We start from the raw sequence: 11,924 nt of genomic DNA on the forward strand, positions 1-11,924 counted from the left end.
CATTGTCTTTTGGGCTATCGCGCGGTCGCGCTGCTTGAGCCCGGAGGCCGGGTCGCCGCCGCTACTTCGGCGCCAGGATCATGATCATCTGGCGGCCTTCCATACGCGGCGCGTATTCGACCTTGGCGATCTCGTCGAAGTCTTCCTGGACCTTGTTGAGCAGCTTCATGCCCAGTTCCGGGTGAGCCATTTCACGACCGCGGAAGCGCAGGGTCACCTTGACCTTGTCACCCTCGTCGAAGAAGCGGTGCATGGCCTTGGCCTTCACCTCATAGTCGTGGGTGTCGATGTTCGGACGGAGCTTGATCTCTTTCAGCTCGACGATCTTCTGGCGCTTGCGGGCCTCGGCCTTCTTCTTCTGCTCCTGGAAACGGAACTTGCCGTAGTCGAGGATCTTGGCCACCGGCGGTTCGGAGGTGGACACGATCTGAACCAGGTCCATGCCCGCTTCTTCGGCGGCTTCCAGCGCGGCGGACGTCGGCATGACGCCCTGCTTCTCGCCGTTCTGATCGATCAGCAGAACGCGCGGCGCGCGGATATCGTGGTTCATGGGCGGCCCATCCTTGACGGGCGGCGTTTGCATCGGACGGCGAATGAGCGTCGTTTCCTTGTGTGGACGAAAGTCTTGCAGGCTTGCAGGGGTCAGCGCGCGGCTCGGCGCCGCGTTCCCTGAGGCGCGCTATATGCGCCCGAAAGCCCGTTTTATCAAGGCGAGGCTGATCAGCCGTTAACGGCTCAGCTGGCGATATACTGGTCGTGGAGCGCCAGAACGGCGTCGAAGACGTGGTCGACCGTCAGGTCCTCGATGGGCGAGAACTCGCCGCGCGTCTCATTGGAGGCCGCGATGCGCGTGCGCGGGCCCCAGGGGCCGTAGAGCCACCATTCGGTCGGGCCGAACAGGCCCAGAGTCGGCCGCCCCAGCGCCGCCGAGACGTGCATCAGGCCGGAATCATTGCCGACGAACAGGGCCGCCCGGTCGATGGCCGCCGCCGAGGCCAGGATGTCGCCCTTGCCGACGAAGTCGATGCCGCGCGGTCCTGCGGCCTCCAGCGCCGGGGTCGCGGGCGGCCGGTCGCCCGGGCCGCCGACGGGCATGAAGCGCCAGCCGTCGAAACGGGGCTCGGCCTTCAGCTTCTCGACCAGCTGGCCCCAGCGTTCGGCGGGCCAGCTCTTGCCCGGCTGATGGGCGATGGGCGCCAAAGCAATGATAGGGGGGGCGATGATGGGCCCCGGCCCCGCGCCGCCCGCCAGCTGCGGATCGATGACGGCGGCGGCTTCGGCGCGCGCCTGGTCGTCGAGGAAGATCTCGGGATCGATCGGCGTCTCGGAGCCCATCAGCCGCGACACCATCTCGACCTTGCGCAGCCCCGTCTCCCATGAGCGGTTGTAGACCACGCGCCGTTTGGCCGGGATCAGATAGCTGAGCGCCGAGCCGCGGATGTCGACGACCATGTCCCAGCGGGTCCCCGAGACCTGCTTCCACAGATCGACCCAGTGTCCGGCCATCTTCTTCTTGTCGAGGACGATGACGCGCTCGACGCCCGGGGCGGAGCGGAAGAAGGGGGCGGGCGGCCGGCCGCAGGCAACGGTGATCTTCGCCCCCGGCAGCTGGCGCTCGATCTCGCGGATCACGCCCGACGAGATGACGCAGTCGCCGATACGGTTGGAGCTGACGAAAAGAACCTTGGACATGCCGTCTTATTGACCGGCTTGGCGGAAGATCAAACGGCTATTGTTTGGTTCTTCGGAACTCGCCTGACGCGGCCGAGGTAGGAGCGTCAAGCTCCTGCGCCATCGCCCGGCGAACCTCTTCCAGCGCGGAAGCCGCATCCTCTTCGAAGCCTTCGGCGGCCAAGGCGTCGCCGATGTGACGCGCCATGTCGGCGAGCATGACGCCCCAGGCCCTCGCTTCCCGGATTTTGCTGTCCCGATAGGTCCCGATGTTCAGCACGCAGTGAAGACCCTTCTGGGCGACCCAGACCCGGGCCATCTCCACGGATTTCTCGTCTTCGAGAGCCGCCGGCGGGATTCCGATTGATTTCATCGACCTCTCTCACGACACAGGCGCAGTCACCACAGAGCCCGCCATGGAACACCTTACACGCCCCGACGGCGAGACGATCGCCTTCAAATCCGTTTCCGGAGATGGCCCGACCGTCATCTGGATCGGCGGCTTTCGCTCGGACATGGAGGGGACCAAGGCGCTGGCGCTGGACGCCGTCGCCCGGGACAGGGGCTGGGCCTATGTCCGCTACGACCATTTCGCCCATGGGCAATCGAGCGGCGACTGGCGTCAGGCGACCATTGGCCGCTGGCGCGAGGACGCCATCGCCCTGATCGACAGCCTGAAGGGACCGGTGGTTCTGGTCGGCTCCTCCATGGGCGGCTGGGTGGCGCTGCTTGCGGCGCTGGCGCGGCCCGAGGCGATCGCGGGGCTGGTGCTGGTCAACCCGGCCCAGGATTTCACCGAGGCCCTGATGTGGCCCGGCCTCGCCGACCACGAGCGTCAGGCCATTCTGCGTGACGGCGAGACGGTCGTGGTCGAGGAAGGGCTGGGCTCCTACGTCCTGACCCGCGCCATGTTCGAGGAGGCCAAGACCTGGCTGCTGCTCGGCGCACCCGTCCGCATCGCCGCGCCGGTTCACATCCTTCAGGGCCGGGCCGACGACGTGGTGCCCTGGGGGCATTCGATCCAGCTGGTCGAGCGGCTGGCCGGCGGCGACGTGCGGCTGGACCTGATCGAGGGCGGCGACCACCGGCTGTCGACCCCGGCCGATCTCGACCGGCTGGTCGCGGCGGTCGAGGCACTGCGAAGCGCCTGAACCTCCGGGCCGAGCCTTCCCAAGTCTCGCGGGGCAGTTATGGTGACGCTCATGGACACCTTGAGCGCGCGCTGGGCGAAACTGGAGCCTCACACGACGGTGGTCGGGCCGGATGACGACCGGCCGCGTCCGGCGGTGCTGATCTTCCACGGTTGTGGAGGCTTACGCGACCATTTGCCGAAGTATGCCGAGGCGGCGAAGGCGGCCGGATGGCGGGCCTTCACCGTGGATTCCTACGCCTCGCGCGGGTTCAGCCGGGTCTTCGCCCTGGCCACGGTCTGCACGGGTCTGGTGCTGCGTGGCGACGAGCGGGCCGGCGACATCCTGGCGACGATCCACGGCGTCTCGACCCGGCCCGATGTGGACGCCTCGCGCATCGCCCTGGCCGGCTGGAGCCATGGCGGTTGGGGCATTATGGAGGCCATGAGCGCCGACCGACGCCCGAATTCGCTCGGCCTCGCCGATCCGGGCGAGGTCTCGCTGGACGGGGTCAAGGCGGCCTATCTGGCCTATCCCTATATCGGCTTCGCCGCCCTGAACCGGATGCGGCCCTGGCGGCATTGCCCCAAGACCCTGGCCGTTATCGCTCGCCGCGACCACTTGACCAGTGTCCGCAATGCGGAGCGGGTGCACGACATGGTTCGCAACTGCGGCGCGGACGTCGAGACCTGGATCGCCGAGGGCACCCATAGTTTCGACGAGCCGACCTCGGCGCCGCCGATGCGCTACCACCCCGAACTGACCGACGAGGCCATCCGGCGCTTCCAGGCCTTGCTGGAAGACACGGCCCCGCGCGGACCCCAGCCTTTGGCGGCCTGACCCGTCGCCATCTGAAGCTCCGGAAAAGAAACTTCCATCGCCGTCTTGACGGCCAGGCTGTCACGTAACAATTGAAGTTACATGAAGCGCGATGATCGACTGTCCAACACCCTGCACGCCCTGCTGCACATGGCCGACCATCAGGCCGCGACCGGCGCCCCGATGACGTCGGAAATGCTGGCCGCCTGCCTGTCCACCAATCCGGTGGTGGTGCGCCGGACCATGGCGGGGCTACGTGAAATGGGTCTGGTCACCTCGGAGCGGGGTCACGGCGGCGGCTGGCGGCTGGCGCGGGACCTCAAGGAGGTCACCCTGCTCAAGGTGGCCGAGGCGCTGGGCGAGACCACGCTTCTGGCCACCCCGAAACTGGTGGATCACGAGGGCTGTCTGGTCGAGGCGGCGGTGACCGACGCCCTGGCCGAGGCCCATGCGGCCGCCAACGCCCTTCTGGTCGCGCGGCTGGCCGAGGTGACCCTCGCCGATCTGGCCGATGACTTCCGCCGTCGGATGGCGGCCCATCCGCACAAGGGAATCAACCATGGAAGCCCCAATGCCTCATGACGCCGTGATCATCGGCGGTTCCTACGCCGGCCTGTCGGCGGCGATGCAGCTGGTTCGCGCGCGCCGCCGTGTGCTGGTCATCGACGACGGCCGTCGCCGCAACCGCTTCGCCGCCCGCGCCCACGGGATCCTGGCCATGGACGGACGCCCTGGCTCCGACATCGCCGCCGAGGCCCGGGCCCAGGTCGCCGCCTATCCGACCGCGGCCTTCCGCATGGCCGAGGCCACGGCGGCCCGGGCCGTCGACGGGGGCTTCGAGATCACGCTCGAGGACGGCTCCACCACCTCGGGCCGTCGGTTGCTGCTGGCCCACGGCGTGGTCGATGATCTGCCCGAACTGCCGGGCGTGGGCGAGCGCTGGGGCCGCACAGCCCTGCATTGTCCCTACTGCCACGGCTTCGAGATCGGCGGCGGGGCGCTGGGCGTGCTCGGGGCCGGGCCCCTGTCCGTGCATCAGGCCCTGATGGTCGCCGACTGGGGTCAGGTCACCCTGTTCCTGAACGGCGCCCTGACGCCCGACGCGGAAGAGACGACGAAGCTGGCGAAGCGCGGCGTCACGATCGAGCGCGAACCCGTCGTGGGGCTGGAGGGGGAGGCGCCGACCCTGACCGGGGCGCGGCTGGCCGACGGGCGGCTGGTCCCGCTGAAGGCAATCTTCGTCGGCCCGCGCCTGCGCCAACCCGGTCCCATGGCCGAGAGCCTCGGCTGTGCGGTGGACGAGACCCCTATGGGCCATATCATTCGCGTCGACGAGATGAAGCAGACGACGGTGCCGGGCGTCTTCGCGGCGGGAGACACGGCCGCGACGATGTCGAACCTGACCCTGGCCTCGGCCTCCGGCGTCATGGCCGGGATCGCCCTGCACCGCTCCCTGATCGCGGAGGAGATCGGGGGGTTTTAGGCGCCTTGCCTGAGCGCTAGCCGATCTTCGCCTCGACTACGATCTCGGCCCGGACCGAATGGGCCATTTCGCAGTGTTCGTGGGCGGCGTGGTGCAGGGCGTCGAGTTCAGCCTGCGTGGGGGCGGGGCCGAAGAAGGTGGTGATGGGGCGCAGGGTCACCCGGTTCATGTAGCGGTGACCGCCCGCGTTCTTGCCCAGCATGCCCGAGGCCTCGTCGACATAGCGGTCGACCACGAAGCCGTCGCCGGCGGCGAAGGCCAGGAACCACAGCATGTGGCAGCTGGACAGGGAGGCGACCATGGCCTCTTCGGGGTCCACGGCGGTGATGTCGGACATGGGAACCGGCACGCTCTCGGGGGCCGAGGAACCCTTGACCACGGCGCCGCCGTCGAAGGTCCAGATGTGGGCGCGGGAATATTTCTTGTCGATGAAGACCTGACCATCGCGTTTCCATTCAACGGTGGTGTGGTGCGCGCTCATCGGTGACCTCTCAAGCTTAACCGGCCAGAACCGTATAGGTGACCCGCGTCCGCACGTCGAAGCCCAACGAGCGATACAGCCGGATCGTCGCCTCATGGCCCGCATAGGCGTGCAGGAAGGCCTGCTCCCCGGTCTCCAGAATGCGCGCCACGACGACCCGCGACAGGGCGCCGGCAAGACCCTGTCCCCGGAAATCGGGATGGACGCAGACGCCGCTGAGTTCGGTGAAGCCCTCGACCCGCAGCCGGTTGCCGGCCATGGCGATCAGTTTTCCATCGCGCTTCACACCGACGAAACCGCCCAGTTCCTGGGTCCGGCTTCGGAAGGGGCCCGGCTTGGTCAGGGTGGCGAGCGCCAGCATTTCGGCGGCGTCGTCCGGCCCCAGCGCCCCGAACGCGACCTCGGGCGCTCCGGACGTCGTCAGGGCGCTGCAGGTCATCTGGACGCAGGGACTACGGCTGACCACCGGCTGGTCGGGCAGGACATTCTCCATCGCCGAGCCCTCCAGCTCGACGAGGCCCGAGCCGGGATAGCGGGCGGCCAGGGCGTTCAGGCAGGCCCGGCTTTCGGCGCTGTCGTCCCGCGCCGCCAGAAAGACGCCGAGGTCGGGATCGAGCCTGACGGCATGGTCGTCACCCAGCGCATAGGCTTTCAACCGGCCGGTCAGGGCGTTCCAGGTCGTGCGGTCGAGCGGATGGGACATGGTCATGCCGATCTAGCGCCGGGAAGCGCCGCCGTCAGCCGCCTTCGCGAATCCGATGTCCGGAAACCGCCGGGCCTCAGGCCCGCCAGAATCCGACGATTGTCTTGACCTCATCCACCACCGGGTCGGCGATGGCGGCGGCGCGGTCGGCGCCGTCCTTGAGGACGCGGTCGATCTCGGCGGGGTCGGCCATCAGGCGGCGCATCTCGGCGGTGATCGGCGCCATGGCGCTGACGGCCAGATCGGCCAGGCGCGGCTTGAAGGCGCCGAAGCCCTGACCGGCGAACTCGGCGGTGACCTGGTCCTTGGTCTGGTCCGACAAGGCAGCGTAGATGGAGATCAGGTTCTTGACCTCGGGCCGGTCGTCCAGCGCCTCGCCGACCTCTGGCATGACGCCCATGTCCGTCTTGGACTTCCTGATCTTGCCGGCGATGGCGTCGGCGTCGTCGGTCAGATTGATGCGCGACTGGTCCGACGGGTCGGACTTGGACATCTTGGCCGAGCCGTCACGCAGGCTCATCACCCGCGGCGCCGGTCCCTGGGTCAGGGGTTCGGGCAGGGGGAAGAAGCCGGGAACATTGAAGTCGGAGTTGAACTTCTGGGCGATGTCGCGGGTCAGTTCCAGATGCTGTTTCTGGTCCTCGCCGGTCGGCACCTCGGTGGCCTTGTAGAGCAGGATGTCGGCCGCCTGCAGCACCGGATAGGTGTACAGGCCGACGCTCGAGCGTTCCTTGTGTTTGCCCGACTTCTCCTTGAACTGGGTCATCCGGTCCAGCCAGCCGAGGCGGGCGACGCAGTTGAAGACCCAGGCCAGCTCCGCATGGGCGCGCACGGCCGATTGCGGGAAGATGACCGACTTCGCCGGATCGAGGCCCGAGGCCAGATAGGCGGCGGCGATCTCGCGCGTCTGGGCGGTCAGCAGGGCCGGGTCCTGCCAGACGGTGATGGCGTGCAGGTCGGCGACGAACAGGAAGCAGGGCGCCCCTTGATCCTGCAGCTGGGTGAAGCGCTTCAGGGCGCCGAGATAGTTGCCCAGATGCAGGGCGCCCGAGGCCTGGATGCCCGAGAGCACCCGCCGCGGACCGGCGTATTCGGAGGTGGGAGCGGAGGAGGCGGGCGCAGCGTCGGACATGGGCTCGCAGATGCCCCAGCCGGGCGGAGAGAGCAAGTTCCCCGACCCGGCTGAATACGACAAAACCCCTAGTCCAGCCCGCCGCCTGAGACCGGGGCGCCCGGTTCGCGACGCAGGACCGCCTTGAGCTCGGCGGGGGTGACCGCCCGGAAGAGGAACAGGCAGGCGCCGTAGACCACCGCTCCGGCCCCGCAGACGATCAGGACCGCGATCTCCTTGGCGAGGAACAGCTTGCTGAGTTCGGGATAGAAGATCCCCGCCGCCAGCAGCAGGGCCGCCATCACACCACTGGCCGCCAGCACCCGCGAGATGCGTGATATGAAGCTGGCCGAGGCCGACCAGGCCTTCTCGCGGATCAGGGTGCCCCACAGCAGGGCGACGTTGATCCAGGCCGAGACGCTGGTGGCGATGGCCAGACCCAGAACCCCGTCGACCCCGATGTGCGAGAACCAGAAGAACAGGCCGGCGCCCAGCACCACGGTGATGACCACCGAGGTCACGGCGAAGATCATCGGCCGGCGGGTATCCATCCGGGCGAAGAAGGGCGGGGTCAGGACCTTGGCGAGGACGAAGGCGGGCACGCCCCAGGCGAACTGGCGCAGGGTGTCGGCGGTGCGGGCCGCGTCGGCGTGGGTGAAGGCGCCGCGGGTCACGGTCGAATCGATGATGAAATAGGGGATGACGAACAGGGCCACGGCGGCCGGCAGGGTGAAGGCCATGGCCAGGTTGATGCCGTCGTCCAGCGTCTTCTGCCCGCCCTCATGGTCGCCCTGGACGAAGGCCTTGGTCAGGCGCGGGACGAGGGCCAGGCCGATGGCGACGCCGACGAGACCCAGCGGCAGCTGATAGAGGCGGTCGGCGTTGTAGAGCACCGAACGGGCGCCCGCGTCCGACCCGGTCAGGACCTGGCTGACGACAGAGTTCAACTGAAGCGCCCCGCCGGCCATGGCGCCGGGAATGGCCAGGGCGAGGGTCTTCTTCACGCTGGCGGTCAGTTTCGGCACCGAAATCTTCAGCTTCACGCCCAGACGTCGCACGCCCCACCACAGGAGACCCGCCTGGACAAGGCCGGACACCGTCACCGCCGCCGTGACGGCCAGCAGGGTTTCCGGCTGGGTCATCGAGGGGATGAAGGTCGGGGCCAGCAGCGGGAAGAGGGTGCAGACGTTCAGGGCGACAGGCACGCCCGCCGACAGGGCGAACTTCCCGCCCGTGTTGAGCACGCCCGACAGCAGGGAGGCGATGGTCATACAGGCCAGATAGGGCATGGCCAGCTGGGTCGCGGTCACGGCCACGGTCAGCACGTCCGGCCGCCCCTTGTAGGCCGACATCAGCAGCGGGATGATCCAGGGCATGGCGATCTGCATCACGATGCAGAAACCGGTGACCACGGCGAACATGAAGGACAGGGCCTCCGACGCCGTCACTGCCGCCGCCTCCTCGCCGTCCGAGGCGCGGACCCCGCCGTAGATGGGCACGAAGGCCTGGGCGAAAGCGCCCTCGGCGAACAGGCGGCGGAACAGGTTGGGCAGCATGATCGCCGTCGCCCAGGCGTCCATCATCGGCCCCTGGCCGAAGCGGGCCGACAGGGCCAGGTCGCGGGCGAAGCCGAGGACGCGGCTCCCCAGCGTCAGGGTGGACTGGACGATCGTATTGCGAGCCAGGCTCATGCGGGGAGATCCGGTCCCGCAGAAGGGCGGGTATTTCCAGCGCTTAGCGCGGTTCCGCCTGCGACGAAACGTCCTTTGCGCGGCGGATCGGGCGATTGAGATCGGAGACGTCGCGGGCGCTGGCGCGGGCGGCCATGATGGCGCGTCCCTGAGGCGCTGCGGGGGCCCGTTCCAGTACGGCCTCGAGCGCCGACTGGATTTCGTTCAGCAGCATTTCGGAGAAGACCTTCCGGCCCTTTCGGTCGACCACATAGAAGCTGTCGACCGCCCGCTCGCCGAAGCCGGCGACGTGGGCCGAGCGGATCGACAGGTCCAGATCGGTCAGGGTGCGCGACAGCTCGGCCAGCAGGCCCGGCCGGTCGGCGCCCGAGACCTCGATCACCGTCGCCGTCTCGCTGGCCCCCGCGTCGATCATGACCACGGGCCGGACGTCGAAGACGGCGCGGCGCGGCGTCGACGCGGGCATCGCGGGCGCCTCGACGGGCGTCTCGCCCCGGGCGGTGGCTTCCAGCGCGGCGACCAAAGTCTTCAGGCGGCGTGGTTCGGCCTGGCCATAGGGGGCGTCGGCGCCGTCCTGAACCTGAAACACGTCCAGCACCGTGCCGTCGGCGGCGGTGGCGACCCGGGCGCCGGTGACGTCGGCGCCGGCGGCGGCCAGCACGGCCGTCAGGTCGGCGAACAGGCCCGGCCGGTCGCGGGCGGCGAGCGCGATCTCGGTGGTGGATTCGATCCGGCCCGGCCCCTGACGGCATTCGGCGGCGGCCCCGGCCTCGAAGGCCCGGGCGATCAGGGCGGCGTGCTCGGCCAGGGGGTCGATCACATCCACGTCCTCGCCCCGGAACAGGGCCTCGACCCGGGTATAGAGGGCGGTGATCAACTGGCCCTTCCAGTTGTTCCAGACGCCCGGCCCCACGGCGCGGATGTCGGCGACGGTCAGGACCAGCAGCAGGCGCAGCCGCTCCGGATCGCCGACCAGTTCGGCGAAGTCACGGATGGTCTGGGGATCGGAGGTGTCGCGTTTCTGGGCGTAGTCGGACATGGCCAGGTGGTTCCTGACCAGCCAGACCACCAACTCGATCCGGCGCGGATCGACGCCCAGCCGCTCACAGGCCCGACGCGCCGCGATGGCCCCGTCCTCAAGCTGGCCGCGCTCGCCGCCCTTGCCGACGTCATGCAGCAGCATGGCCAGCATCAGCACCTCGAGGTCGGCGATCAGGTGGATGGTTGAGGACGACAGCGGATGCTCATCCTTCAGCTTGCCCCGAAAGATGTCGTTGATGATGCCGATGGCCTGCAGGCTGTGCTCGTCGACCGTATAGGCGTGGTACATGTTGAACTGGGTCTGGCCGACGATCCGACCCCATTCGGGCAGGAATCGGCCGAGCAGACCGGTCTCGTTCATGATGGTCAGGACCCGGTAAGGTCTCTGGCCATGGGCGAGGATGTGCAGCAGGGCGGCGGTGGCGCGCGGATCGCGCCTCAGCTTCGGCGTCACCAGCCCCAGCGACCGGGTCACCGCCGAGAAGGCGTGGGGGTGCAGGTCGAGGTCGTGCTGGTCGGCAGTCACGAAAAGGGTCAGCAGCTTGACCGGATCGTCGACGAAGACCTGGGCGCTATCGACCGACAGCCGGCCTCCGTCCTCGATGAAGCCCGGCACGCCGAGGTTGCGCTTTCGCCCCGGGATCAGCCGCGACAGGCTGAGGGTGTTCTTCTGCTGACGCGCCTCCAGGGTCGCGCTCATCGCCCGGGTCAGGGCGCCGACGTCGCGGGCGACCAGGAAGTAGCGGCGCATGAACCGTTCCACCGCCGGCTCGTCGCCACGCCCACGCCAGCCCATCCGCCGCGCCACCTCGGGCTGCAGGTCGAAGGTCAGCTTCTCCTCGGCCCGGCCCGCGATGAGATGCAGGTGGCAGCGCACCCGCCAGAGGAAGTCGAAGGCCTCCTCGAAGGTGCGGCGCTCGCGCGGGGTCAGCAGGTCGTTGAGGACGGCGGCGCCCAAGGGGCTTTCGGGGGCCAGGGCCCGGGCGATCCAGAACAGGGTGTTGAGGTCGCGAAGACCCCCCTTGCCGTCCTTGATGTTGGGCTCGACGCGATAGCGGACATTGCCCGCCTTGGTGTGACGCGCCTGACGCTCTTCCAGCTTGGCGGCGATGAAGGGGCGGGGATCGGCATTGGTCACCGTGCCCCGGAAGCGCCACAGGAAGTCCTCGGCCAGATGCCGGTCACCGGCCAGCCAGCGGCCCTCCAGCAGGGCGGTGCGCACCGTCATGTCGGTGCGCGACAGGGCCAGGCATTCGTCGACCGACCGGGCAGCCGACCCGACCTTCAGCCCCAGGTCCCACAGGACATAGAGGACGAACTCGGCGACCGTCTCGGTCCGGGCGGTGGTCTTCCACGGCCTCAGGAACAGCAGGTCCAGATCGGAAAAGGGCGCCAGCACCCCGCGCCCGTATCCCCCGACGGCGATCAGGGTCAGCTTTTCGGCCTCGGTTGGATTGTGCGACGGATAGAGGGTCTCGGAGGTGAAACGCCACAGGGCGATCAGGATCTCGTCGGCGGCGGCGCTGTACTGGCGTGCGACCTCGACCCCGCCCAGACCGCCTGCCAGCCGGGCCGCGATCTTCTCGCGCGCGGCGTCATAGTGGGCCTTCAGGGCGGCGGCGACGCCCGCACGCATGTCCGGGCCACCGACGAGGGCGTCGAGGCGATCGTCGAGCGGGGTCCGGGTCGGGGTGAGGGGAACGGCGGTCATCGGCCGGGCCAATATAGGCGCCCCACGGCGGCCCGTCTCGTCTGCCGTACTCGGGCGACATGTCAATCGGGGAAAGCCCCCGG

The 11,924-nt window shown here is 68.8% G+C and carries 12 protein-coding genes; 4 read left to right on the forward strand and 8 right to left on the reverse strand.

Annotated features, from left to right (window positions below; genetic code table 11):
* Window positions 1-61: 61 nt before the first annotated feature.
* The 3 genes from infC to ACW172_RS07525 all read right to left on the reverse strand — a co-directional run bounded on the left by infC (window position 62) and on the right by ACW172_RS07525 (window position 2,044).
* Window positions 62-583, reverse strand: a complete 522-nt coding sequence (gene infC, locus ACW172_RS07515; protein ID WP_492034557.1) for a translation initiation factor IF-3 — start codon at window positions 581-583, stop codon at window positions 62-64.
* 152 nt (window positions 584-735) lie between these two features.
* On the reverse strand, window positions 736-1,692 hold the full coding sequence (locus tag ACW172_RS07520) for a glycosyltransferase family 9 protein (protein ID WP_492034558.1): 957 nt from the start codon (window positions 1,690-1,692) through the stop codon (window positions 736-738).
* Window positions 1,693-1,729: 37 nt separating this feature from the next.
* Window positions 1,730-2,044, reverse strand: coding sequence for a DUF5076 domain-containing protein (locus ACW172_RS07525; RefSeq protein ID WP_492034559.1), 315 nt, complete (start codon window positions 2,042-2,044; stop codon window positions 1,730-1,732).
* 43 nt (window positions 2,045-2,087) lie between these two features.
* Here ACW172_RS07525 and ACW172_RS07530 point away from each other — a divergent pair, with 43 nt between their 5' ends.
* From ACW172_RS07530 to ACW172_RS07545, 4 genes are all read left to right on the forward strand, one after another.
* Entirely contained in the window at window positions 2,088-2,822 is a 735-nt protein-coding gene (locus tag ACW172_RS07530; RefSeq protein WP_492034560.1) for an alpha/beta fold hydrolase, read from the forward strand.
* Between the two features lie 51 nt (window positions 2,823-2,873).
* Entirely contained in the window at window positions 2,874-3,641 is a 768-nt protein-coding gene (locus tag ACW172_RS07535) for a dienelactone hydrolase family protein (protein WP_492034561.1), read from the forward strand.
* Window positions 3,642-3,722: 81 nt separating this feature from the next.
* Window positions 3,723-4,202: an Rrf2 family transcriptional regulator gene (locus tag ACW172_RS07540; protein ID WP_492034562.1), complete on the forward strand. Its 480-nt coding sequence runs from the start codon at window positions 3,723-3,725 to the stop codon at window positions 4,200-4,202.
* The gene (locus tag ACW172_RS07545) at window positions 4,192-5,103 is read left to right on the forward strand and encodes an NAD(P)/FAD-dependent oxidoreductase (RefSeq protein WP_492034563.1); all 912 of its coding nucleotides are present in this window, start codon (window positions 4,192-4,194) and stop codon (window positions 5,101-5,103) included. Before ACW172_RS07540 ends, ACW172_RS07545 begins: the two co-directional genes overlap by 11 nt.
* A gap of 16 nt (window positions 5,104-5,119) precedes the next feature.
* Here ACW172_RS07545 and ACW172_RS07550 read toward each other — a convergent pair whose 3' ends face one another.
* The 5 genes from ACW172_RS07550 to glnD all read right to left on the reverse strand — a co-directional run bounded on the left by ACW172_RS07550 (window position 5,120) and on the right by glnD (window position 11,841).
* The gene (locus ACW172_RS07550; protein ID WP_492034564.1) at window positions 5,120-5,584 is read right to left on the reverse strand and encodes an OsmC family protein; all 465 of its coding nucleotides are present in this window, start codon (window positions 5,582-5,584) and stop codon (window positions 5,120-5,122) included.
* Between the two features lie 16 nt (window positions 5,585-5,600).
* Window positions 5,601-6,293: a GNAT family N-acetyltransferase gene (locus tag ACW172_RS07555; RefSeq protein WP_492034565.1), complete on the reverse strand. Its 693-nt coding sequence runs from the start codon at window positions 6,291-6,293 to the stop codon at window positions 5,601-5,603.
* A 70-nt stretch (window positions 6,294-6,363) separates the two neighbouring features.
* A complete protein-coding gene (gene trpS / locus ACW172_RS07560) occupies window positions 6,364-7,419 on the reverse strand; it encodes a tryptophan--tRNA ligase (RefSeq protein WP_492034566.1) in 1,056 nt (351 codons plus the stop codon).
* Window positions 7,420-7,487: 68 nt separating this feature from the next.
* On the reverse strand, window positions 7,488-9,089 hold the full coding sequence (murJ, locus tag ACW172_RS07565; protein WP_492034567.1) for a murein biosynthesis integral membrane protein MurJ: 1,602 nt from the start codon (window positions 9,087-9,089) through the stop codon (window positions 7,488-7,490).
* Between the two features lie 43 nt (window positions 9,090-9,132).
* The gene (glnD, locus tag ACW172_RS07570; RefSeq protein ID WP_492034568.1) at window positions 9,133-11,841 is read right to left on the reverse strand and encodes a [protein-PII] uridylyltransferase; all 2,709 of its coding nucleotides are present in this window, start codon (window positions 11,839-11,841) and stop codon (window positions 9,133-9,135) included.
* Window positions 11,842-11,924 lie beyond the last annotated feature (83 nt).

Source organism: Brevundimonas sp. ALps5, assembly GCF_058681645.1.